The organism is Pelagicoccus mobilis, from assembly GCF_016595505.1.
Taxonomy (GTDB): Bacteria; Verrucomicrobiota; Verrucomicrobiia; order Opitutales; family Opitutaceae; genus Pelagicoccus; species Pelagicoccus mobilis.
In genome coordinates, this window is sequence record NZ_JAENIL010000008.1 from 136,832 (window position 1) to 159,690 (window position 22,859).

A 22,859-nucleotide genomic window follows, 5' to 3' on the forward strand; every position below is an offset into this window, starting at 1 on the left:
TGAGTCCTGACAATCTAAGTTTTTTTCTTTAGAATGCGGTTACGGTGGATCCAGCAAAGAGGAAACTGGTCCCATCCGATGCTTCCTGCAGTCTCTTTATATAACATATTCGCTCGTGGAGAATTAGGCGCGGTCTTTGCTCGTTGTAAAATGCTCCTCCGGGGGTGGCATTATTTCCGATTTTGCCTTTGTATTGTTGTCCAGAAAGGCCGTAGTAGAGGCTTTCGATTTCAAACCATTTCGAATTGAAAATGAGTACTGTTGCAAAAAAGAAACCGACCGCTAAAAAGGCGGCTAAGAAAACTGTCGCTTCTGCTCCTACGGATATGAAGCAGGCAATTCTCGATCACCTCAAGTTTACGCTCGCTCACAATCCAACTGCGGCGACTAAGCGGGACTGGTGGACTTGTATTTCCCTCGCTGTGCGCGACCGGATCGTGGATAACATGATCAAGACGCAGCAGACCCACTTCGAGAAGAACGTTCGCCGCTGCTACTACCTCTCCATGGAGTACCTGATGGGGCGGATGCTGGTGAACAACATGTACAGCGCTGGCGTTTACGATGAGGCGCGTTCCGCTGCGGAAGAGCTGGGCGTCAATTGGGATGAGATTTGCGAAGAGGAGCTCGACATGGGGCTTGGCAATGGAGGTCTGGGGCGTCTTGCCGCCTGTTTCCTCGACTCGCTCGCGACCCTTGATCTGCCAGCGGTCGGCTACGGCATCTACTACGAGTTTGGCTTGTTTAAGCAGTCTTTCGAGAACGGCCACCAGATCGAGCATCCGGATAGCTGGAAGATGTTTGGCACGCCGTGGGACATCGTTCGCCCGGAGTACACTCAGACGCTCAAGGTCTACGGTAATGTAGAAACTCAATTTGACGAAAAGGGCGACCCGCATCCGATTTGGGTAAACACAAAGTCAATACAAGGTGTCCCTTACGATATTCCAATTAGTGGATACGACACGAAGACGGTTAATTTCTTGCGTCTTTGGTCTTCGCGTTCGTCGGAGGAGTTCGATTTGGAAGAATTCAACAAGGGCGACTATGTGGAGGCGGTTCGCGAGAAGGCTGTTGGTGAAACGATCTCCAAGGTACTGTATCCAAACGACAAGACAGAAAACGGTAAGGAACTGCGCCTTGTGCAGCAGTACTTCTTCGTTTCTTGCTCCCTGCACGACATCATCCGTCGCTACTTCAAGAACAATGAAGGTTGGGATGGTTTTGCGGACAAGGTTGCGATCCAGCTGAATGATACCCACCCGGCGATCGGGGTTGCTGAGTTGATGCGCATCTTGGTCGACGAGCAGAATCTGTCGTGGGATCATGCTTGGGATATTTGTACGAAGACCTTTGCCTACACCAATCACACGCTTCTTCCTGAAGCGTTGGAGAAGTGGAGCGTGCCTCTCTTTGAGAAGGTTCTACCACGTCACCTGCAGATCATCTTCGAGATCAATCGTCGATTGATGGATACGATTGAAGCACGCTGGCCGGGCGATAACTGGATGAAGCGCGATTTGTCTTTGATCGAAGAAGGTCATCCGAAAATGGTACGCATGGCCCATCTTGCGGTTGTGGGTAGCCACACGGTGAATGGGGTTGCGGCGATTCACTCGGAGTTGCTCAAGTCCGTTCTGTTCCCTAGCTTCAACGCATTGTATCCGGGCAAGTTCACAAACATGACCAATGGCATTACGCCTCGTCGCTGGTTGTTGGCTTGTAATCCGAAGCTTTCGAAACTGATCGACAGCAAAAAGATCTCGAAGGATTGGCCGAAGAATCTCGACGCCTTGCGTGGGCTGGAGAAGTTCGCAGACGATAAGAAATTCCAAGACTCGTATATGAAAATCAAATACGAGAATAAGGTTGCTCTTGCGGAGACCATCAAGGAATTGTGCGACGTAGAGGTTGATCCAAACGCTTTGTTCGACGTGCAGATTAAGCGTTTGCACGAATATAAGCGCCAGCATCTTAACCTTCTGCATATTTTGACGCTTTACCGTCGTCTGTTGCACAATCCAGATCTGGATGTCGCTCCGCGTGTATTCATTTTTGGAGCGAAGGCAGCGCCAGGCTACTACCTCGCAAAGACGATCATCAAGGCGATCAATTCTGTCGGTAAGGTGATCAACAATGATGAGCGGATTAAGGGTAAGCTTAAGGTTGTCTTCTTGCCGAACTACCGTGTATCGCTTGCGGCGAAGATCATTCCTGCTGCCGATCTTTCAGAGCAGATCTCGACCGCGGGTAAGGAAGCCTCGGGTACAGGCAATATGAAGCTGGCCTTGAACGGCGCTTTGACGATCGGTACGCTTGATGGAGCGAATATCGAAATTGGCGAGGAGGTCGGTGACGACAATATCTTCATTTTCGGTAAGACCGTTGAGGAAATTCAAGCCTTGGACGTACAGGGCTATGATCCTATTTCGCACTACAACGCAGACGAAGAGTTGAGAGCGGTCGTCGACTGGATCGGTTCTAGCTACTTCACACCGGATGAGCCGCATGTACTGGAGTCGCTTAAGAGCAGCTTGCTCGAAGGCGGCGACCCGTTCAAGGTCCTCGCTGACTATCGTTCCTACATCGATTGCCAGGATCGGGTGAGCGATGCCTTCAAGGACGAGAAAGCGTGGGCTCGTATGGCCATCTTGAATACGGCTCGCGTGGGCAAGTTCTCAACGGACCGTACGATGAGAGAGTATGCGTCTGAGATCTGGAATCTGCCGCCAGTGAAGATCAAGTAGCTTGCTTTGCTCGTCTCGAAATTTCAGCCGTCCCCACCTAGGGGACGGCTTTTTTCGTCTATTGGGGAAGCGTTCGACTGGTGTTTACTTTGGTAGCGGAGGTAGTTTGGAAGGCGTTGGTTGAGAAGGGGATAAAAAGGAAGCTTGGCAAGGGGGAGGAACTCGACAACGTTTGTTGTGCATTTACTTAGGTGAGTGGATCCGCTGACCGATTGCCCCAAAACAGACTGTATGAACCTTACGAATCGTTTTTTCGCTACTCTGAGCTGCATCCTGCTGGTTGCCACGACCCTGATGAACGGGCAGGACCGGCCGACTATCTCTCAGGAACTAGACGGCTTTTTGACTCCGACTGCCGCTATTTTCAGCCCCGATGGCCGCTATCTATTTGTTCTCAATCATTCTCAAGGTGAGAATGGCACGCTCCGAAGTCAGAGCTATATCAGCAAGCTCGCTGTGAAGGAGGGAGGAGAAGTCGTACCTAACGAGATGCGCTTCGTGAAGAATCTAACGGCTCCGATCGATCTCGATTTTTCACCGATCCGTTATGCGAACATACCGAAGGGGGCTATCTTTTTGGCCTACGGGACTCCTCTGGTGCAAGACGAGGCGGGGCGGCCGATGCGCAATCTGTCTCGGGTTTCGATTGGAATCATGATTATCGATCCCAATACGGGGCGCCAAATCAAGCGAATCGACCTTGGCCCGAATAGCCGGATCCGTCTCAAGGACGAGCTTTCCCTTCTCTCGCCATCGAGCCTTTGTTTTGATTCCAAGGGAAATCTCTACATCGGAGAATCCGGAGTGGGTGGCCACATGTTTGAGCGGAAGCAGCTTGGGCGTCCAGGTATTTGGCGAATTGAAGCAAGCGCGGTGGAGGAGTTGTTGAACGGGCATACGCCGCGCGGGCAGGTGGATCTGATTCGTACCACTAGTCTCCCTACGGACATGACTTTCCGCGAGAAGGAGAACATGCTCTATTTTGTGACGAACCACACGCAAGGTCGTCCAAGCGGATCGGTTTTTCGCATCAGCGCGGGGCAGTACCAAGGTATTTCGTCCATGCAGACGATCGTTAGAGATCTGAGTGCATTGACGGGTATTCAAATCATGCCGAAAGGGCGAGTGCTGCTGGCAGGCAATTCCGGCGAGTTGATGTTTCCTCGTGGGAAGAAGGATACACGTCCGTTGCGTTTCCGCCCACGTCATGAGTTTTCTTCTCCTGGCAAGATCGCGTTGCTGCAAATGAAGAATGGTCCAATCGTAATCGCCGTTCCGGAGCAAAGCAGCGAGCAGAGCGGAGGAAAGGGCCAGCGAGTGAGTATCGTAACGCTACCGGCAGAGTAAGTTAGCTGGGATTGGGAAGGGGAAAGGGAATGTTGAGGCGCTTGTTCGTTTTCGCTCTGGTGTCGCTGACTGTAGCGGTCGCTGTGGCGAAGCGGGTGCCTTGGCCGCACGAAAACAGCGAGCTCGAACCGGATCCCGATATCGTTTGGGGCGTACTGGATAACGGGTTCCGCTACGCGTTGCTGCCGCACGATGCGAAGGAGGGGCTCGTGAGCATGCGTCTTTTGGTGGGGGTGGGCTCTCTTGACGAGGAGGAAGACGAGCGTGGCTTGTCACACTTCATCGAACACATGGCTTTCGAGGGGACGAGGAACTTCAAGCCCGGTGAGCTTATAGAGTTTTTCCAGCAGCTTGGAATGAGCTACGGAGTGGACGTGAACGCGTTCACTTATCACGACAAGACGGTTTACCACCTTGAGCTTCCGCAAAACGATGAAGAGTTGATCGGGCAGGGGTTGCGATTGTATCGAGATTATGCGGACGGAATCCTTTTCGCCCCGGAGCGGGTGGAGAACGAACGCGATGTCATTCTAAGGGAAAAGCAGGCTCGTAGTACTCCGAGCGCGAAGATCACGCAGGCGTCGTTCCGCTTTTCATTCGCGGGTACGAAGTTGGCCGAGAGAAATCCAATCGGCTTGGAGTGGGTCGTCGAGGAAACGTCGGTTGAGCAGCTGAAGGCATTCTATGAAAAATGGTACCGACCGGAGCTGATGACCTTGGTCGTGGTAGGGGATTTCGATCAAGCGATGTTCGAAAGGAAAATCGAAGAGAACTTCGCTTCGCTGAAGGCTCCGAAGGGGCGGATTCCGAATCGGAAGATTGGCCGATTGGCCCGTACAAAGCCGTTTCGCACCGGACATCTTTATGTGGAGGGGGTTGAGCGATTTACCTTGGAGATTTCTCGCTCTTGGATGGACTCGCGAAAAACGGATGGCTGGAGCCGACGTGAACTGGATGCGAGGCGTTCGTTTGCGACTTCGCTGTTTAACGAGCGTTGCCGAGTGCTGATCGACGGGATGAGCGATAATTTCGCGAACTACAACCGAGTATTTGGGATTCCGTATTGCCAGTTGAGCATTAGTTCTGGTGGCGATTTCTGGTGGGATGCGTTTGTATGGTTGGATCAACTACTAAGGCAGGCCTTGATGTATGGTTTTACTAAGGAGGAGGTCGACTACCTCAAGCATACTTGGTTGCAGAGCAGTCGCTCCGCTGCGTTGCGGTACGAATCTGCTGAGCCTCGGATGCTGATTGACGAGTTGGTGGATAGCATCTCGCAAAACAGGGTTTACCTCTCTTCGGAGGAGGTTACTGGGCGGATGGATCGCTATATCGAGTCGCTGTCGTTGCAAGAGATCAACAAGGCCTTTGCGGAGGTTTGGAATTTGAAGCGCTTGTCCTATTTCATGGCCGGCGAGATTGATTCGCCACTTAGCGAGAAAGCTTTGAAGCGGAGGTTTCAGGATGAGAGAAGCTACGCGGTACTACCGTACATCCCTAGGCTACCGGAGAAGTTTGAATACACTGATCTGGGTGAAGCTGGTGTTGTGGTTGAAACTGAGGAACTGAAAATCGATGGGGCAAAGTCGTATCGGTTTTCCAACAACGCTCGATTAACCTTTTTGCGAACGGAGAACGAGAAGGATACAGTTCGCTCGCTGGTACGAATCGGTGGCGGTATGTTGGCGTTTTCCGACAGCAATCCCGGTACGCATGCTCTGGCCATGTCATCGCTTTTTCGTAGCGGTTTTGGCGGCTATGACATTGATGACGTGTATAAGGAGCTGCGTTCGAATGTGAACTCTTTCGTTTTTGGAGTCGATGACCACGACGCCTTTACGTATCGTGCTTTGACGCAACCTGACGGTCTGGACGAGTTCTTCAAGATTGTAGCGGAGTATCTGCTGGACCCTACGGTGGATGATGAGGCCTTTGATTTAGCGAGATCGAAACTAAAGCAGAGTCGGGAGCTGGAACCGGATGGGATGAACGAAGGCTACCGTGATTTGCATCGTATGCTTTACCCAGAGCAGCCGCGTTTTCACGCTCCCTCGTTGCGGGACCTTGTGGATGCTGATCGGGTTGCAGTGCAGGAATGGGTCGAGGAACCGTTTCGGGAGGGGTACTTGGAAGTTGCGGTTGTTGGAGATATCGAAGAGCAGGCGTTGCTCGAATTATTTGCTGAGACGTTTGGCGCCTTGCCTAGCCGTAGGGAGAGCAAGGCGGACTTTGAGGAGGTTAGAGCTTTGAAGCTAGATTCAAATAGCGGTAAGCGAACCATCGAGTACGCTAAAGGCATGGGCGATAACGCTGCGTCTGTAATTGTTTGGACGATACAGGACGATATATCGGTTCGTGAAAGCGCTGCGCTCTATATCTTAAGCAATGTGTTGGAAACGCGGATACGAGAGCAGGTTAGAGAAGGGATGGGTGCAAGCTATTCTCCTTCGGTTCGGTATGTTACGTTTCCCGCCTATGAGACCCTGAGACATATTCGAGCGGACGTTGATTGCATGAAGGGGGACGCGGATGCTCTGCTAGATGTCGTGCTAAAACTTTCAGAGGAGTTGGCGGCCGAGATTTTAGATGGGGATGAATTGCTTACAGCAGTCGCCCCGTTGGAAGAAGGCTTGCGGCAAGCATGGAGCGACAATTCCTATCTTTTGGAGAATGTGCTTTATGGGGTGCATGAATACCCGAAAATCATCGACAACGCGATTTTGTATCGGGACGGATTGCTTTCTTCAATTACTCCTGAGGAAGTACAAGCGATAGCCCGACGCTATTTAAGTTCTGAAGCTGCTCTGGCTGTCTCAATTGTGCCGTCTGAACATTCGGAGATTGCTGAAAATCCTGACTGGGAAGAGCAGTCGAAGGTCGGTAGGGTCGAATAGATCGCGACCGAATTGGGAGTTGACATAGTCTCTTTAAATAAAGAAAAAACTTTATTTATGAAGATTGCACTCGTTAGCTCTAGCCTGAATCCGAAAAGTCGCAGCCGTTTGATGGCTTTGTCGGTACAAGAGAAGTTTGAAGCCCTGGAGGGGGTTGAGGTAGACTTGATCGATTTGCAGGAGCTGGAGTTGCCCTTGTGCGATGGGGGAGCGGCTTATGGCGATGCCAATGTGGTGGAGCTGAACGAGCGAATGGAAGCGGCTGACGCGTATGTCTTGGCGACTCCGATTTATAATTTCGATAGCAATGCTGCTCTAAAGAACTTGATCGAGCTTGCCGGGCGTAAGATGGAAAACCGTGTAGTCGGTTTCATTTGCGCGGCGGGAGGAGCGATGAGCTACATGTCGATTATGGCTTTGGCCAACAGTTTGATGTTGGACTTCCGTACGATCGTGTTGCCGCGCTTCGTATATGCGTCTCCTGAGGATTGGGATGGCGACGCGTTGAAGGCGCCGGTAGCGGAGCGGTTGGATCAGTTTGCGGATGCCTTTGCCAGCTTGGCTGGGAAGCTGGCCGATTAGAGTAGCTGAAAGTCGGACTCGGCTTCTAGGTTTAGGCTAACTCGGGCGTTGCCGAGATTGATGGCAATTTCGAGGAAGCCGCCTGAACCGAGATAGGCTATCGCTTCTCCTTCCTGCACGTCCGAAAAAGTCTTTCCGAAGGGAATCTGTAGTCCGTTGTTCAATACGACGGTATCGGGTTGTGGGCTAGACTTCGCTATACGCAGGTTGGTGATCCCGTTTCCGAAGCGGTCGAAGTAGATTACGCTGCCATGGGTCGGCAGTTGTTCGACTACTGGGAACTCGAAGCCATCGTGGGCGAAGCGGGCCATGGCAAAGCCAATATCGTTGGGGCTCGCTCCTTGGGCTAGGTAGGCTGCTGCGGGGGCGAAGACGTCTCGGCCATGGAAGGTATTGCTTTCTTTGTGCTCGTCTTGGAATCGATGGGACTCGATTTCGTAGACTCTGCACATGTCGGGCTTTAGAAGTCCTAGGACGCCGTTGTCGGGAGCGACGAAATGGTAGTCTCCATCCCAATGCACGATAGGTTTTCTCTCTGAGCCGACGCCCGGATCGACCACGCAGAGGAAAATGGTGCCGCGAGGGAAGTCGGAGTAACACTGGGAAAGGACGAAGGCGGCTGATTTGATATTGCCGGGTTCGATCTGGTGGGTGATGTCGATGGTTTTTGCCTTGGGGCAGATGCGAGCGATGACTGCTTTCATCGAGGCGACGTACCAGTCGGAGGTTCCGAAATCGGTGAGGATGGCGATGATGGGTGGATCGAGAGGCATGGGTAGTGGGTATCGTCCGAGAAACGTTTGAGGTTTAGCTCTTTAGGGGAGTTGGCGAGGGAGCTCAGTTATGCTAGCTTTGCCAACATGAGACTCAATGCGTTTTTATTGGCCGGGCTGTTTGTGGGAATGGGGGCGGTAATCGTCTCGGGAGCCGAGGAGGGCGCACCAGCGTTTCGAGAGCCTTTGTTCTTTTCTGAGGTCGATCGCGAGAATCGAACGCCGCAAGCGGTTCGCGTTGGCGGGGTAGTCTTTGTCTCTGCCATGACAGGGCCTGGCGAGTCGGCGGAGGAGCAGGTGCGAACGATCTACATCCGGCTGCAATCCGTGCTCGGCAACTACGGGCTGACGATGGCGGACGTGGCGCACGAGAGGGTGTACTTCAGTTCGGATGAGGCTTTGCGGAAGCTTAAGGCGATGAGGGGGCGTTATTATGGAGGTAGTGCGGGCCCCGCGACATCGTTCGTGCGAGTGGCGGGATTTGAGGATCCGGGGACGTTGGTATCGGTCGAGATGATGGTAGTCGCGAGTCCGGGCGAGGAATAGTCAGGATAGGTTGCGAGGGCCTTGCTTTTTTTTGCCCATAGGTAATTCTGCAGTGATATGAGCTACGAACCTTCTGATGAAATCCTCGAAAAGTATGCGGATGTGATGATCAACTTCGCTCTCAATAGCGGCGAAGGCGTTAAGCCAGGTGAGGTGGTGCAATTGCGTGTGCCGGAGGTTGCCAAGCCGTTTTTGGTCGCTCTTAGGCGTGCGGTCTTGAAGGCGGGGGCGCACCCGATCGTCTTTTTCACGCCGGATGGCATGGCTCGTGAATTCTTCGAACTTGCTAGCGACGAACAGCTGGAGTTCTTCGCTGAAAAATACCACCGTGGCACCGTTGACCAGATCGATCATACGGTGGCGATCCTGGCTGAGACCGACAAGAAGGAGCTCGATGGGATCGATAGCAAAAAGATCATGGCGGCTCAAAAGGCGATGAAGCCGTATATGGACTGGCGTCGCGAGAAAGAGTCGGCTGGGAAGTACACTTGGACGTTGGCCATGTGGGGAACTCAGGAAATGGCTGACGAAGTTGGAATGACTCTTGAGGAGTACTGGGAGCAAATTATCGATGCCTGTTACTTGAAGGAGGAGCAACCTGCTGAAAAGTGGAAGGCTCTTTATGAAGAGCTTTACTCCTACAAGGATAAATTGGACGCATTGAAGATCGAGAAAGTGCGTATTGAAGCGGAGGATACTGATCTTTGGGTGACTCTGGGCAACAATCGTAAGTGGTTGGGGGGATCTGGAAGAAACATCCCAAGCTTTGAGTTGTTCGTCTCTCCGGACTGGAGGGGAACTGAAGGGCGTATCCGTTTCACGGAGCCGCTTTATCGCTACGGCGCGTTGATTGAAGATGCGTATTTGGAGTTTAAGGACGGGTGCGTTACCAAGGCGACAGCTTCGAAGGGCGAGAGCCTGCTCAAGGAGATGGTTGCGGTTGAAAACGCGGATAAGGTGGGCGAGTTTTCTTTAACCGATCGTCGCTTCTCCCGAATCACAAAGTTCATGGGCGAGACGCTCTATGACGAGAACGTTGGTGGTGAATTTGGAAACACGCACATCGCTGTGGGGGCTGCCTATCGTGATTCCTACACGGGAGATCCCTCTTCTGTAAGCGAAGAACAATGGGCTGAAATGGGATATAATAATTCCGTCGTGCACACGGATATTGTAGCGACTTCGAATCGGAAGGTGACCGCTTATTTGCCGGACGGCAGTTCTCAGGTCATTTACGAGGACGGTCAGTTTACGATTTAGTTTCCCGATTTATGATCAAACGCTTTGCCAGAATCTTCTGCCTGCTCGGTTTGGGCGGATTGCTATTAGCTCCCGTAGGGAATGCGAAGCGGTTCAATATTTTGGTAAATGCGACAGCCTCGGACGAATATGTCGAGCGTGCCGAGGCGATGGATTACCAGACCTTTCATTTCATAAAGGGAAAGTTTTGGGGCGGTTCGACGCGAGATAAGGGGCTGGAGCAGGCGCAGTTCGAGGATCTGGCGGAGTCGCTATCTGTTCATTTGAAGAAACGTAAGATGTACCCAGAGCCGGATCAAACTCGGGGGGATCTGTTGATCATGATTTCCTGGGGACGCACTTCGTTGGGGCCAAACTACCGGGAGTTGCAAGGGATTACGGGCTCGGGTGACGCGATGAGCCAGGGGAGTCCGGAAGGGCCTAGTGAAGGTGGCGAGCTTAGTTCCGCGAGTAGCGAGCAGATGTTGAACGAGGGAGTGGGATCCTTGCGTTCTCGGAACCGGGTATTGCTAGGTCTGCACGGTGATTTGATCGAGCCCACTATGTTTGGAGGTTCGCCAGATCAGCATCTCTGGGATGCGTTGGATGAAGAGCGCTACTTTGTGATCTTGAATGCGTTTGACTATCAGCACCTGAAGGAAAGCAAGGAGCTCAAGCAGCTCTGGTGCGTTCGCTACAATACGCGAGCGATAGGGATTGGGTTCGAAAAGGCTTATGCTTCGATGACTGAAGCCGTGGCTGGCGTGATTGGATTGAATTCAAACGACGTCGTGGTGGTGAAGGGCGATACGGAGGGTAAGGTTTCGCTTGGAGAGCTCGAGGTGATCGAAATGAGCGAAGAGGAACAAAGAATCGTGGGTGAGTAGCATGAGTGTGCTCCGGCTTGTTCACGTTTTGATTCTCCTATCCTCTTTTCTGATCTCGGTTAGCTTAGGCCGTTCGCAGGATGCAGATCGTCTTGTCCTTGAGTTGGAGGCTTCGTTTCAACGGGACATTGTCGAGGCTTGGTATCCAAAAGTGGTGGATCGCGAGTATGGCGGGTTCTTGACGACGCTTGACGAAAAGTGGCGTGTATCCGGAAATCAGAACAAATTTATCGTTACGCAATCCCGGCATGTTTGGGTGTTGGCTCGACTATCGATTTTTTTGGACGACCCCGAATTTACTAGAATGGCGATCGAGGGGGCTCGCTTTTTGAACGATGCCATGTGGGATCCGGAATTTGGTGGCTACTACGAGCTGGTGGACCGAACGGGCGCTGAAGTGCTCGATCGTCGTAAGTCAGCCTATGGGATGTCGTTTGCCATTTATGCGTTGTCGAACTTGTATGAGGCAAGCGGTGAGGATGAGGTGCTGGCTCAGGCGAAAAGAGCGTTCAATTGGATGGAAACGTTTAGCTGGGATTCAGAGTTTGGAGCTTATGTTAACTCGTTGGAAAAGAATGGAGATTGGGCGCTTAGTAGTATCGATGGAATAGATACGAAGTATGTTGGCTTGAAGGACTATAATTCATCGATCCACATGCTGGAGTGCTTGACGAGTTTGTATCGCGTTTGGCCGGATGAGCGGGTTCGGGAGCGATTAGATGCGATGAGGAATATCGTTCGCGATAGGTTTGTCCAAGACAAGGGGTACCTGCATTTCTATTTTACCCGAGACTGGCAGAAGTTGAGTTTGAACGGACGAGATAAGGAGGAGGTGATTGCTAACTTTTACACGGACCACGTTTCTTGGGGGCATGATGTGGAAACTGCGTTTCTGCTGCTTGAGGCTTCGCATGCTCTTGAGGGTGAAATTGATCCACGTACGTTGGGAGTCGCGAAGTCGCTTGTGGATCATGCGTTGGAGACGGGGTGGGATGACGACGTCGGATCGCTATTTTACGGTGGTTACTACTTTGACGAAGGAGGTCCTTGCGCAGTGATTCGCCCGGAAAAGGAATGGTGGGTAGCCGCGGAGGGGATGAACGCCTTTCTTCTGATGGCAGGTCTGTTTCCAGAGGAGGAAAAGTACCAGAAGGCTTTTGACAGGCAATGGTCCTATATCAAGCGGGCTCTGATAGATCCCGAAAATGGCGGTTGGAGAGGCTACGGTTTGGATGGTTTGTCGCCACAGATTGACACTCCAAAGGCTCACGTTTGGAAGGCGTCTTACCATGATGCTCGGTCGTATATGAACTGCCTCGAGATGCTGCGAGGGGAGTTTCCGCTGTTGCAGCATTGAAGTTGCTTGCCCGGAATCGGGCTTGACAGGATCCCCGCTTGGCGACTTCTTCGGCTCAACTTCCTCCGGTTTCGGCCGATTGGAAGGTCTCAATCACTCTGATGAACGCATCTATCAACAGGACAAACAACCTTCTCAACCTCGTGCTAGTGAACGTGGTCGTAGTGGTCGTGGTCGGATGGATCGCGTCAGCGAGAGGTTGAGTAAGCAACGAGCTTTTTCGAAACAACCCCGCCGGCGCAACCCGGCGGGGTTGTTCGTTTTAGGACATTTTCGCCGGAGGCAGTCGGTTTCAAAACTTAAATTAATCCACTGAATCCAGAAATGAACTATACAGGCGCAGAAATCCTAATCAAGTTGCTCGAACGTCAGGGCACCAAGCGAATCGCAGGCATCCCTGGCGGTGCGAACCTCCCTATGTACGATGCTCTTTCGCGTAGCGAGAGCATCCGTCACATCTTGGCTCGTCACGAACAGGGGGCTGGCTTTATTGCCCATGGGCAAGCTCGAGTCACTGGCGAAGCGGCTGTCTTCTTTGCGACTTCAGGTCCAGGAGCGACCAACACGATTACCGCTTTGGCGGATGCTAAACTGGATTCAACTCCGATCATTTGCATCACGGGGCAAGTTCCCAAGTCGTTGATTGGTACGGATGCCTTTCAGGAGATCGACACCTACGGTCTCAGCGTTCCGGTCACGAAGCATAGTTATTTTGTTCAATCGGCGGAAGAGTTGCTGAAAGTCATTCCTGAGGCATTCAAGGTTGCGACTTCGGGCCGCCCGGGACCGGTTTTGATCGACATTCCGAAGGACGTTCAGATGGAGCGAATCCAAGTTGCAGAGTGGCCTGAGCCCGGGGGCTGCGAGTTGGAGTCGGAAATTGAGGATGCTTCTATCGAGCAAGCGGCTCGTATGATCGACGAGTCGATTCGTCCTATCATTTATCTTGGAGGTGGAGCGATTCATGGAAACGCAGGCGAAGCTGTTCTTGAATTGGCTGAGCGTATCCATGCTCCGGTGACCACGACTTTGATGGGCTTGGGCGCGTTCCCAGCAAGCCATGAGCAATTTATTGGCATGCTTGGGATGCATGCGGCCCGCTACACCAATATGGCTTTGGAGGAGTGTGACCTCTTGATTGCTTTGGGCGCTCGATTTGACGATCGGGCGACTGGAAAGGTCGCCCAGTTCTGTCCGGATGCGAAAGTCGTCCATATCGATATCGACGAAGCGGAACTGCATAAGATCAAAACGGCTCACGTTGCGATTCAGGCCGACTTGAATGCTGCGTTGAAAGAGCTGATTCCTGCTACTGAGTCACGTCGCCGCGAAGATTGGATGCGACGCGTTGCTGAGTTGAGAGGCAACTACCCGTTGGAAATGCCGAATGCGGATTCGGCGACTTCGGCCTATGGGATTATTAGAAAGACCCAGTGTATTTGTCCTGAGGATACCATCGTAACGACAGATGTTGGTCAGCACCAGATGCGGGCTGCTCAAGCGTTTTCTTTCGACAAGCCTCGTCGTTGGTTAACCTCGGGCGGGCTCGGTACGATGGGGTTTGGGCTTCCGGCTGCGATTGGAGCGGCGATAGAAGCCCCAAATCAGCAAGTCGTTTGTTTTTCCGGCGACGGCAGTTTGATGATGAACATCCAGGAATTGGCGACAGCTGCGGAGGAGGGCGTTAATCTGAAGGTCGTTCTCTGCAACAACAACTCGCTTGGTTTGGTTCACCAGCAGCAGACGCTTTTCTATGGGAAGAACATTTTTGCGTCGAACTACAGCAGTCACATGGACTTCTGCATGATTGCCAGAGGTTTCGGGGTTGAGGCTTACGACTTGGCAAAAACCGAAGAACCTGAGGCTCTCTTGAAGGAGGCTTTGGAGGCTCCGGGTTGCGCTTTGATCAACGTTCCGATCGATGTTGAGCATCGTGTTTTCCCGATGGTTCCTCCCGGAGGCGCGAATTCCGAGGCAATCCATGAGCAGGCTGAGAAGGAAGTTGCGATATGAGGTGGCCAAAATGAGCGCTTACGCAGAATGGCGGTACGACGAGTACCGTCAGGTTGGAAAAGACTACGGCCAGCCCGAAGAAGCGGAGGCTTACGATAAGTCGCACGCCCAGTTTCGGGATGTGGACGCGGAGAATCGGCAGTTGCTCGAATTGCTGGAGCTATCGAGTTCAGCCCGAATCGCGGACTTTGGCTGTGGCACGGGTGCGTTTGCAGTTAGAGCGGCGGATCAGTGTGAGTCGGTTGTGGCGGTCGATGTTTCAGAGGCGATGTTGAGGCAAGCTCGAGAACGGTCTGAGGCTGCGGGAACTTCTAATATCGAATTCCAGCGAAGTGGCTATCTAGATTTCGCAGCCGACGAGGAAAGCCTCGATGCTGCGACTAGTAGCTTTTCGCTCCACCATTTGCCGGATTTCTGGAAATCGCAGGCATTGGTTCGGATCAATCGAGCTCTGAAACCAGGCGGATTGTTTTTTCTCCGAGATGTCGTTTATCGTGATTCTGGGGAGATTTCCTTGGTGAACGGATTCGTAGAGAAGCAGGCCGAGCTAGGTGGCGAATTTCTTCGCGAAGATGCGCTCGGGCACTTTCGGGAGGAGTTTTCGACCTATGACTGGATTATGAAAGGCTTGCTGGAAAAAGGCGGTTTCGAGGTCGAGTCACAGAATTGGGAACACCCGGTGGTGGCGACTTACCTGTGCCGTAGACTTTAAGGCAGTTTCGCCGCATGGAGGAGGGGGGCGATCTGTTGCCATCATTAGGCTAAAACTCCACGATGCAAAAAGCCCGCTTCCAGTTGTGGAAGCGGGCTTTGTTGTAAAAAAAATCGAGAAGAGGATTAGTCGATGACCGTGGCTTTCACGATCTTCTGCTCTTCGAATGGCTTGTCCATTCCGTCGCGATCGACGGATTCGATTGCTTGGACGATATCGTAGCCTTCCTCGACTTCACCGAAGATCGTGTGGCGCATGTTGAGCCAAGGCGTCTTCGCGGTGGTGATGAAGAACTGGCTGCCGTTCGTGCCAGGACCAGCATTCGCCATGGCGAGGAGTCCGGTCTTGTCGAACTTCACGTCTGGAGTGCACTCGTCTTCGAAGGTCTTGCCCCAGATGGACTCGCCGCCGCGGCCGGTACCGGTTGGGTCGCCGCATTGGACCATGAATTCCGGGATGACGCGGTGGAATATGATGCCATCGTAGTAGCCATTCTCGACGTGAGTGGCGAAATTCTCGCAAGCCTTGGGGGCGATTTCAGGGTAGAGCTTCAGGGTGATGGCTCCCTGGTTCGTTTCTAATTTGATCTTGGTCTTTGCCATTAAAGGTACGAATTGCGCACGTTTGGGGATCCGCAAGCAGAAAAGAGCAATTCACCCTCCGGAGGTGGTCGTACAAATCCACGGCTTTATCTGGAAGGAGCTCCCTCGGAAATCGGAGTTATTTCTCGGTTGTATTTCCTGTTTCGAGCTCTATTCGTTGGCCGCTTATGGGCAAAAACTGGCTAGAAGGAGTAGAAGAGGAGTACGACGTGGTCGTAATCGGCAGCGGTCTGGGAGGGCTGACAAGCGCCAATATCCTCGCTAAGTGCGGGCACAAGGTCCTGTTGCTCGAGCACCACTACCAGTTTGGCGGACTTGCGACTTGGTTTAAGCGCCCAGGAAAGCATATCTTTGACATCTCCTTGCACGGTTTTCCGCACGGGATGGTGAAGTCTTGCCGCAAGTACTGGACCAAGGAGATTGCTGATTCGATCGTCCAGTTGAAGGACGTTCGCTTTATCAATCCGCAGTTCGATGTTTGGACAACTTTTGACCGCAAAGATTTCACGCGAATCCTAGTGGAGGAGTTCAAGCTGGAACTGGAGCAGGTGGAAGGTTTCTACGATCACCTACGTCAGATGAATTTCTACGATGATGACCAGCGTACCACGCGTGAGCTGTTCGAAGAGTTCTTTCCGGGGCGGAAGGATGTGCATCGCCTCCTCCTCGAACCAATCGCGTACGCGAACGGATCTACGCTAGACGAACCTGCGATCACCTACGGTATCGTTTTTTCGAATTTCATGAGCAAAGGTGTCTTCACTTTCCAAGGCGGTACGGACGTGCTGATTGGAAAAATGGTGGAGGAACTCGAGCGAAATGGGGCGACGCTTCGGAAGAATGTATTGGTCAAGGAAATACAGACCGAAGAGATTGATGGCCAGCAGCAGGTGACTGGAGTCGTGATCGAAGGGCGTACACGTGACTCGGAGCCGAACAATATTTTATCGGTTCGTTGTAAGGCAGTGGTTTCAAACGCGAATGTAGTCACTACCGTCAAAAAGATGGTAGGAGAGGAGAAGTTTTCGAGGGAATACATCGACGAGCTTGATGCGGTGCGTATCAACAGCAGCTCTTGCCAAGTGTACATGGGGATTCGGGAAGGGGAGACCATTCCTAATATCGGGGATTTGGTTTTCACCTCGGACGCTGAGATCTTCAGCAGCGAAGAGTTGGTCGATCTACACACTACCAGCCGGACGTTTTCGGTGTACTATCCTGAAACGCGTCCCGGTTCGGACCGCTACACGATTGTCGCCTCTTTGAACGCTAAGTATGTCGATTGGGATAAGCTCAGCGAAGAGGAGTACGAAAAGCACAAGGAGCGTTTGATTGAAGAGTCGCTGGTGTCGCTCGAGAAGTACATCCCAGACGTGCGTTCTAAGATCGATCATTTGGAGGCGGCGACGCCTCGTACCATTAATTACTACACACGCCATCCGCAGGGGACTTCTTTTGGAACAAAGTTCGAAGGGCTCAAGTGCTCCATGGAACTTCCTGAGCAGATTGGTGGACTCTATCATGCGGGGTCTGTTGGGATCATCATGTCAGGTTGGCTTGGCGCGATGAACTACGGCGTGATCACTTCCAATAAGGTGGATAAGAGGATCGTGGCGATGAAGGCCGCTTCGGATTCTGTATCCTAAACTCAAGCACAAATATCGTTTCATGGCTACAGAAGAAGTCCTCAACGCAATTCCCCACCGTCCTCCATTTCTCTTTGTTGATGAAGTGGTAGAGCAAACTGAAGATTCGCTCACCGCACGTCGCCATATTCCGGAGACTGAAGCCTTCTTCGAGGGGCACTACCCGAACAACCCGATCATGCCAGGCGTACTAATCTCGGAAGCGGTTTTCCAGACAGGCGCTATTTACATGAGCCGCTTGTTTGCGGACCTCTTGGAGGAGAACCCAAACATGGTTCCGGTGCTTTCGAAGATCGAGAACGCTCGTTTCCGTGGCATCGTTCGTCCTGGGGATACGCTTTTGATTACGGCTAAGTTCAAGGAAAAGGTCAGCAACTTTGCGTTTATGGATGGTAGCGTGAAGACAGAGGATGGCCGTAAGGTAATGAGCGTTTCCTTCTGTGTCGCGCTTGCTGCAGCAGAGTAGAGCAATGGGATTTCTAAACCTCGCAGGCAAAAACGTGCTCGTGATGGGCGTGGCGAATCGCAAGAGCGTCGCCTGGTTCATCGCCAAAACTTTGGAGGAGGAGGGTGCGAACGTCATTTATAGCGTACGCTCGGAGGCTCGCAAGGAGACGACTGCAAAGCTCCTCAAAGACAAGCCAGTCTACGTTTGCGACGTAGAGAACAAGGAGGAGATCGCCAAGCTGGCCGATGAGGTCGGTCGCGACTTTGGTACCTTGCATGGTATCGTGCATTCGATCGCTTTCGCGAACTACAGCGAAGGCTTTAAGCCTTTTCATGAGACGAAGCGCGATGACTTTTTGCAGGCGACTGCGATTTCCGCCTTTTCTGTCGTCGAGGTTTCGAATGCGTTTAAGCCCTATTTGGACAATCATGCGTCAGTCGTGGCTATTAGCATTTCGTCGCTGACAATAACGGCTGAAAATTATGGATACATGTCGCCAGTTAAGGCGGCTTTGGATTCTGCGATTCGCTATTTAGCAAAGTCGTTCAGCAAGGATACGCAGGTGCGTTTCAATACGGTGAATCCGGGCACGCTCAAAACGAGCGCGTCGGCAGGTATTCCGGGTTATTTGGAAAGCTACCTCTTCAGCGAGAAGCTTACGTTCCGTAAAGAAGCCCTGACGACGCAGGAAGTCGCTAATGCTGCGGTATTCCTATTGAGTGAGCGCTCAAGTGGCATGAATGGCACGGGCATGACCTTAGACGCGGGTATGGGTATCAATTATTTTGATGCGGAGGTCATTAAGCTGGCGATGCGTCCGGAGGAAAAGGAGTCGTGAAAGGCGACTCGATGAGCTACGCGGGCTAAAGCGCCGCGCTACGAAATGAAGATCCGTTCTGCAGTTATTGATTCGCTTTCTTACGTCTCGCCGCCGACAGCGTGGTCGAGCGAGTTGATCGAGCAAAAGCTAGCTCCACTCTATGAGCGTCTGCGCTTGCCGGAAGGGCGATTGGAGCTGATGACAGGGATTAAGGAGCGTCGCTTCTGGGAAAGCGATGTTCGCCCCTCAGAGATCGCCGCTGAAGCTGGACGAAAGGCGATTGCAGAGTCCGGATTAGCTCCCGAACAGATGGAAGTTTGTATTCATTCTTCGGTTTGCCGAGACATGCTCGAGCCTGCAACGGCTTCGTTTGCTCACCGTCTGATGGGATTGAGTCCTAATGTGCAAGTCTTTGACGTTTCGAATGCGTGCCTTGGGTTTCTCAATTCGATCTCGTTGCTTAGTTCGATGATCGACTCGGGCCAGATCAAGGCTGGAGTGGTCGTTTCAGGCGAGAACGGCAAACCATTGCTCGAGCGTACGATCCAGATTTTGCTCGAACGCGATCTGACGCGAAAGACGATTAAGCCCTTTTTTGCCAATTTGACGATCGGCGCGGGCGCGGTCGCAGCGGTCGTGTGTCACGAGTCGCTTTCTCCCAAGGGGCATCGAATTCTTGGAGGTAGTGTCATGGCGGATACTTCGGCGAACGATTTGTGCCAAGGCGATTCCAGCAATGCTGGGGGAGGATTGGAAATGCAGACGGATTCGGAGGAAATGCTTCAAGCTGGAGTTTCGCTGGCGAAGCGGACTTGGGATGCATTTAAGGGAGAGCTTGGTTGGAATGAGTCGACCGCTGATCGGGTTGTCTGTCATCAGGTTGGTGCGGCTCATCAGCGATTGCTGTTCGATACGCTTGGTCTACCGCATGAGAAAGACTTTTCTAGCTATCAAACCTTTGGAAATACGGGTTCCGCGGCCCTCCCGATCACGCTTGCAAAGGCGGCTGAGGAAGGTGCGGTGAAGGCTGGCGATAAGGTCGCTCTGCTTGGAATTGGTAGTGGCTTAAACTGTTTGATGATGGGGGTGGAGTGGTGAGCTCTTTGACGATACCGGACTGTTTGAAAGAGGAATATCCATTCGAGGCGAAGCGGCTCAAGCTGAGTTGCGGTCACGAGATGAGCTATGTCGATGAAGGCGAAGGCTTTCCGGTTCTCATGGTTCACGGAAATCCGACTTGGTCCTTCTACTACCGGAACGTAGTCAAAAAGCTGCGTGGAAAGTTTCGCTGCATCGTCCCCGATCACATTGGTTGCGGATTGAGCGATAAGCCCGGGGACGCGTATTCTTACCGTCTCGAGCAGCGGATCCAGGATCTCGGTGAATTGATTGATCATCTTGGGTTGGAGCGATTCGACATCGTGGTTCATGATTGGGGCGGTGTTATCGGGTTGGGAGCCGCTTTGAGGCGATTTGAGAAGCTTAGGCGTGTTACTATTTTGAATACGGCTGCTTTCGTTGATTCACGGATTCCGTCTCGTATCGCTCTTTGTCGTGCTCCTTTGTTCGGAAAGTTGCTCGTGCAAGGATTTAACGGTTTTGCGGGGCCGGCGGTAAGCATGTCGGTGCACAAGAAGCCGCTTAGCAAGCTGGAGACGCAGGGGATGCTGCTTCCGTATCGCACTTGGGGAAACCGGCGGGCTGTTTACGAGTTTGTGAAGGACATCCCGATGCATGTTTCGCACCCCAGTTTCAAAACGCTTATCGAGGTGGAGAACGGTCTCCTCAAGCTCAGACAGAGAGATGTGACTATTCTTTGGGGGGGCAGGGATTTTTGCTTTAACGACCATTTTTATGATCGTTGGAGGAGATTCTTGCCGGATGCTACGGCGTTTAGGTATCCAGATGGTGGGCACTATATTCTTGAAGATGAGAAGGACTCCTGCTGCGAGGCGATCTATCAGATGGCCGACTACGACGAAGATTAGATAAACTCTTTGAACGGTGGTTGCGTTCGAGGGACTTCAGGGTACCTTAAATGTCAAAATCGTTGAGGGGCCTTTTTTATGGAGCTGCATACCTACTATTCGAAACTTGGCTTGTTGCGGGTGACTTGGGGATCGAAGATAGATCTTCGAGCGCTGAAGCATCATTTCGAATTGTTGAAGGTGAATACGCATTATGCGCGTGATTTGAAGGTGATCACATCCTCTCCTGTCGAAGAGATTGGAGTTCCGCTGACGAAGGATAATATGCTTTTGGTGAAGCAATGGCGGGAAGAATCTCTTGAGGATTACAATTCGATCACCACGGCTTTCTACGGACTAAGCCCAATCCCGTCTGCCTACATCAGCTATTTCAGCGAGTTTTTCGATTCGAAGAAATCTCTTCTGCGACAGTTCGCCAGCGAGAAGGACGCGATGACTTGGCTGATGCGCGATCAGAAAGTGCTCTAGGGCCAGGGGGGAAGTGGCTACGCGAGTGATCGCGGCACAAGGCCGCTTCCCGCAATCAGTTAAATCCCCATATGCAGCAGTTTCCACTGTCTTTGCGGATGAACCAAAAAAAGGACGACCGTTTTGAGGTCGTCCTGTTTAAATTTACGCTCGTCTGGCTAGATCGTGTTCACGGCGGGGGAGCCGTCTCGGTAGCTGACTTCAGCGGTTTCGCGCAGGTAGTCTGCGGTTCCGCCGCGGAGGGCTTGTAGTTGTTCCGGACGATAGCGCCAGCTCCAGTTGCCGATGGCCTCGCCAGGCGTATTGAAGCGAGCTTCTGATCCGAGGCTCATGAGATCTTGGATGGGGACGATGACGAGTTTCGAAACGCTTTTGTAAGCGGTGCGAAGAAGATCCCAGCCAATCTCGCTACCGTCGACACGGAGGTATCGGCGAATGTGGTCGCGCTCTTTCTCCGTCGCTTCGGCGTACCATCCGAGTGAGGTGTTGTTGTCGTGGGTCCCTGGATACAGCACGGAGTTTGACTGCAAGTTGTGCGGGAGGTAGAAGTTGTCGCCGCCGCCTCCAAAGGCGAATTGGAGGATGGCCATGCCTGGAAGGCCGGTGTCGCGTCGGAGTATGCGAACGTCGTCGGTGAGGTCGCCAAGGTCTTCGGCGATGAGCTTGCAGTTCTTGATCTTCTTTTTGACCGATTTGAAGAAGTCGAGACCGGGGCCCTTTTTCCATTCGCCGTTTTTGGCGGTTGGCGAGCCGTAGGGAATGCTCCAATACGAGTCGAAGCCACGGAAGTGGTCGATGCGGACCACGTCGTAGAGCTCGAAGCAACGTTTGAGGCGATTGACCCACCAGGAGTTGCCGTCTTTAGCGAGGGCTTCCCAATCGTAGAGGGGATTGCCCCAGAGTTGGCCGTCTTCTGAGAAGTAGTCCGGCGGGCAGCCTGCAACTGCTGTGGGCAGGAAGGTTTGAGGATCGAGCTGGAAGTACTCTGGGTTTTGCCAGACGTCTGCGGAGTCGAGGGCGACGAAGATGGGGATGTCTCCGATAACTTGGATTCCTCGTTCGTTAGCGTAGTCGCGCAGCGCTTGCCATTGGCCTTCGAAGAGGTACTGGAAGAACATCTCTGCGTCGATTTTGCGGGACAGCGTTTGGCGGAGGTCGCCTTTGAGCGCCTTTTGGAAAGAGCGGTACTCTTCTGGCCAGGCGTACCAAGCTTGGCCGTTAAAGTGCTCCTTGAGAGCTTGGAAGTAAGCGTAGGGTTCGAGCCAGCTTTGGTGCTTTTTCTTGAAGGTTGAGAACGCTCCATAGGGGCGGATCTTTTGCTCGCCTTGCACGAAGGTTTCGTAGACGGCGTCGAGGACCGGCCATTTGGCGTTATAGAGTCCGCCGTAGTCTACGATGTTGTCCGGGAGCGTGGAGAGCTCGGCGAGGATCTGGGAATCGAGCAGTTTCTTGGCTTCGAGCGCGTTGAGGGAAATGAGATAGGGATTGCCCGCGAAGGACGAGAACGACTGGTAGGGCGAGTCGCCGAAGCCTGTTGGACCGAGCGGGCAGAGCTGCCAGTACTTGAAGCCGCCTTCGGAGAGGAAGTCGATAAAGCGGTAGGCGTGATTGTTGAGGGTGCCGATTCCGTACTCGCCGGGAAATGAGGTTGGGTGGAGCAGGACTCCTGCTGCGCGATGGTCGAGCCAGTTAAAGAGTGGATCTTTCACGTTGGTAAATAGGTTTTATGAAGAAGTGCGGCACATAATGCGCTGCGTTCGCAGAATACAAGCCCCCAAGGAACGGCTTTT

The 22,859-nt window shown here is 52.6% G+C and carries 19 protein-coding genes; 16 read left to right on the top strand and 3 right to left on the bottom strand.

The features are described from left to right. Positions 1-251 precede the first annotated feature (251 nt). The 4 genes from JIN87_RS05980 (at position 252) to JIN87_RS05995 (ending at position 7,570) form a co-directional block, all read left to right on the top strand. The gene (locus JIN87_RS05980; RefSeq protein ID WP_200354622.1) at positions 252-2,747 is read left to right on the top strand and encodes a glycogen/starch/alpha-glucan phosphorylase; all 2,496 of its coding nucleotides are present in this window, start codon (positions 252-254) and stop codon (positions 2,745-2,747) included. Positions 2,748-2,978: 231 nt separating this feature from the next. Then, complete coding sequence (locus JIN87_RS05985; RefSeq protein ID WP_200354623.1) at positions 2,979-4,094, top strand: hypothetical protein; 1,116 nt, start codon at positions 2,979-2,981, stop codon at positions 4,092-4,094. Between the two features lie 29 nt (positions 4,095-4,123). Then, the gene (locus JIN87_RS05990; protein WP_200354624.1) at positions 4,124-6,988 is read left to right on the top strand and encodes a M16 family metallopeptidase; all 2,865 of its coding nucleotides are present in this window, start codon (positions 4,124-4,126) and stop codon (positions 6,986-6,988) included. A 57-nt stretch (positions 6,989-7,045) separates the two neighbouring features. After that, positions 7,046-7,570: an NADPH-dependent FMN reductase gene (locus tag JIN87_RS05995; protein ID WP_200354625.1), complete on the top strand. Its 525-nt coding sequence runs from the start codon at positions 7,046-7,048 to the stop codon at positions 7,568-7,570. Here JIN87_RS05995 and JIN87_RS06000 read toward each other — a convergent pair. Beyond that, positions 7,567-8,343: an SAM hydrolase/SAM-dependent halogenase family protein gene (locus JIN87_RS06000; protein WP_200354626.1), complete on the bottom strand. Its 777-nt coding sequence runs from the start codon at positions 8,341-8,343 to the stop codon at positions 7,567-7,569. The genes JIN87_RS05995 and JIN87_RS06000 overlap by 4 nt on opposite strands. An 87-nt stretch (positions 8,344-8,430) precedes the next feature. Between JIN87_RS06000 and JIN87_RS06005 the strand changes: the two genes are divergently transcribed. The 6 genes from JIN87_RS06005 to JIN87_RS06030 all read left to right on the top strand — a co-directional run bounded on the left by JIN87_RS06005 (position 8,431) and on the right by JIN87_RS06030 (position 15,097). Further along, the gene (locus tag JIN87_RS06005) at positions 8,431-8,889 is read left to right on the top strand and encodes a RidA family protein (protein WP_200354627.1); all 459 of its coding nucleotides are present in this window, start codon (positions 8,431-8,433) and stop codon (positions 8,887-8,889) included. Positions 8,890-8,946: 57 nt separating this feature from the next. Then, on the top strand, positions 8,947-10,149 hold the full coding sequence (locus JIN87_RS06010) for an aminopeptidase (protein WP_200354628.1): 1,203 nt from the start codon (positions 8,947-8,949) through the stop codon (positions 10,147-10,149). Between the two features lie 11 nt (positions 10,150-10,160). Further along, entirely contained in the window at positions 10,161-11,015 is an 855-nt protein-coding gene (locus tag JIN87_RS06015) for a hypothetical protein (RefSeq protein WP_200354629.1), read from the top strand. Position 11,016: 1 nt separating this feature from the next. Continuing rightward, entirely contained in the window at positions 11,017-12,372 is a 1,356-nt protein-coding gene (locus tag JIN87_RS06020; protein ID WP_200354630.1) for an AGE family epimerase/isomerase, read from the top strand. A gap of 324 nt (positions 12,373-12,696) precedes the next feature. Then, positions 12,697-14,385, top strand: coding sequence for an acetolactate synthase large subunit (gene ilvB, locus JIN87_RS06025; RefSeq protein WP_200354631.1), 1,689 nt, complete (start codon positions 12,697-12,699; stop codon positions 14,383-14,385). 10 nt (positions 14,386-14,395) lie between these two features. Beyond that, positions 14,396-15,097, top strand: a complete 702-nt coding sequence (locus JIN87_RS06030; RefSeq protein WP_200354632.1) for a class I SAM-dependent methyltransferase — start codon at positions 14,396-14,398, stop codon at positions 15,095-15,097. Positions 15,098-15,222: 125 nt separating this feature from the next. Here the strand turns inward: JIN87_RS06030 and JIN87_RS06035 are convergent, their stop codons facing one another. Next, on the bottom strand, positions 15,223-15,699 hold the full coding sequence (locus tag JIN87_RS06035) for a peptidylprolyl isomerase (RefSeq protein WP_200354633.1): 477 nt from the start codon (positions 15,697-15,699) through the stop codon (positions 15,223-15,225). A gap of 167 nt (positions 15,700-15,866) precedes the next feature. Here JIN87_RS06035 and JIN87_RS06040 point away from each other — a divergent pair, with 167 nt between their 5' ends. From JIN87_RS06040 to JIN87_RS06065, 6 genes are all read left to right on the top strand, one after another. Then, positions 15,867-17,345 (top strand): phytoene desaturase family protein, encoded by a 1,479-nt coding sequence (locus JIN87_RS06040; RefSeq protein WP_200354634.1) that lies wholly within the window; start codon positions 15,867-15,869, stop codon positions 17,343-17,345. Positions 17,346-17,367: 22 nt separating this feature from the next. Beyond that, positions 17,368-17,811 carry a 3-hydroxyacyl-ACP dehydratase FabZ family protein gene (locus JIN87_RS06045; RefSeq protein ID WP_200354635.1) on the top strand — a complete coding sequence of 148 codons (444 nt, stop codon included), beginning with the start codon at positions 17,368-17,370 and terminating at the stop codon, positions 17,809-17,811. Positions 17,812-17,815: 4 nt separating this feature from the next. Further along, positions 17,816-18,631 carry an enoyl-ACP reductase FabI gene (locus JIN87_RS06050; RefSeq protein WP_200354636.1) on the top strand — a complete coding sequence of 272 codons (816 nt, stop codon included), beginning with the start codon at positions 17,816-17,818 and terminating at the stop codon, positions 18,629-18,631. Between the two features lie 45 nt (positions 18,632-18,676). After that, positions 18,677-19,711: a 3-oxoacyl-ACP synthase III gene (locus JIN87_RS06055; protein WP_200354637.1), complete on the top strand. Its 1,035-nt coding sequence runs from the start codon at positions 18,677-18,679 to the stop codon at positions 19,709-19,711. 23 nt (positions 19,712-19,734) lie between these two features. Then, positions 19,735-20,601 carry an alpha/beta fold hydrolase gene (locus JIN87_RS06060; protein WP_200354638.1) on the top strand — a complete coding sequence of 289 codons (867 nt, stop codon included), beginning with the start codon at positions 19,735-19,737 and terminating at the stop codon, positions 20,599-20,601. A gap of 78 nt (positions 20,602-20,679) precedes the next feature. Then, the gene (locus tag JIN87_RS06065; protein ID WP_200354639.1) at positions 20,680-21,069 is read left to right on the top strand and encodes a hypothetical protein; all 390 of its coding nucleotides are present in this window, start codon (positions 20,680-20,682) and stop codon (positions 21,067-21,069) included. Between the two features lie 158 nt (positions 21,070-21,227). On the opposite strand, the gene malQ is transcribed toward JIN87_RS06065, so the two are convergent. After that, positions 21,228-22,778, bottom strand: coding sequence for a 4-alpha-glucanotransferase (gene malQ, locus JIN87_RS06070; RefSeq protein WP_200354640.1), 1,551 nt, complete (start codon positions 22,776-22,778; stop codon positions 21,228-21,230). Between the last annotated feature and the right edge of the window lie 81 nt (positions 22,779-22,859).

Excerpts from the sequence above, each read along its gene's own strand:
- JIN87_RS05980 (WP_200354622.1), top strand. The coding sequence starts at position 252 with ATGAGTACTGTTGCAAAAAAGAAACCGACCGCTAAAAAGGCGGCTAAG.
- JIN87_RS05985 (WP_200354623.1), top strand. The coding sequence starts at position 2,979 with ATGAACCTTACGAATCGTTTTTTCGCTACTCTGAGCTGCATCCTGCTG.
- JIN87_RS05990 (WP_200354624.1), top strand. The coding sequence starts at position 4,124 with ATGTTGAGGCGCTTGTTCGTTTTCGCTCTGGTGTCGCTGACTGTAGCG.
- JIN87_RS05995 (WP_200354625.1), top strand. The coding sequence starts at position 7,046 with ATGAAGATTGCACTCGTTAGCTCTAGCCTGAATCCGAAAAGTCGCAGC.
- JIN87_RS06000 (WP_200354626.1), bottom strand. The coding sequence starts at position 8,343 with ATGCCTCTCGATCCACCCATCATCGCCATCCTCACCGATTTCGGAACC.
- JIN87_RS06005 (WP_200354627.1), top strand. The coding sequence starts at position 8,431 with ATGAGACTCAATGCGTTTTTATTGGCCGGGCTGTTTGTGGGAATGGGG.
- JIN87_RS06010 (WP_200354628.1), top strand. The coding sequence starts at position 8,947 with ATGAGCTACGAACCTTCTGATGAAATCCTCGAAAAGTATGCGGATGTG.
- JIN87_RS06015 (WP_200354629.1), top strand. The coding sequence starts at position 10,161 with ATGATCAAACGCTTTGCCAGAATCTTCTGCCTGCTCGGTTTGGGCGGA.
- JIN87_RS06020 (WP_200354630.1), top strand. The coding sequence starts at position 11,017 with ATGAGTGTGCTCCGGCTTGTTCACGTTTTGATTCTCCTATCCTCTTTT.
- ilvB (WP_200354631.1), top strand. The coding sequence starts at position 12,697 with ATGAACTATACAGGCGCAGAAATCCTAATCAAGTTGCTCGAACGTCAG.
- JIN87_RS06030 (WP_200354632.1), top strand. The coding sequence starts at position 14,396 with ATGAGCGCTTACGCAGAATGGCGGTACGACGAGTACCGTCAGGTTGGA.
- JIN87_RS06035 (WP_200354633.1), bottom strand. The coding sequence starts at position 15,699 with ATGGCAAAGACCAAGATCAAATTAGAAACGAACCAGGGAGCCATCACC.
- JIN87_RS06040 (WP_200354634.1), top strand. The coding sequence starts at position 15,867 with ATGGGCAAAAACTGGCTAGAAGGAGTAGAAGAGGAGTACGACGTGGTC.
- JIN87_RS06045 (WP_200354635.1), top strand. The coding sequence starts at position 17,368 with ATGGCTACAGAAGAAGTCCTCAACGCAATTCCCCACCGTCCTCCATTT.
- JIN87_RS06050 (WP_200354636.1), top strand. The coding sequence starts at position 17,816 with ATGGGATTTCTAAACCTCGCAGGCAAAAACGTGCTCGTGATGGGCGTG.
- JIN87_RS06055 (WP_200354637.1), top strand. The coding sequence starts at position 18,677 with ATGAAGATCCGTTCTGCAGTTATTGATTCGCTTTCTTACGTCTCGCCG.
- JIN87_RS06065 (WP_200354639.1), top strand. The coding sequence starts at position 20,680 with ATGGAGCTGCATACCTACTATTCGAAACTTGGCTTGTTGCGGGTGACT.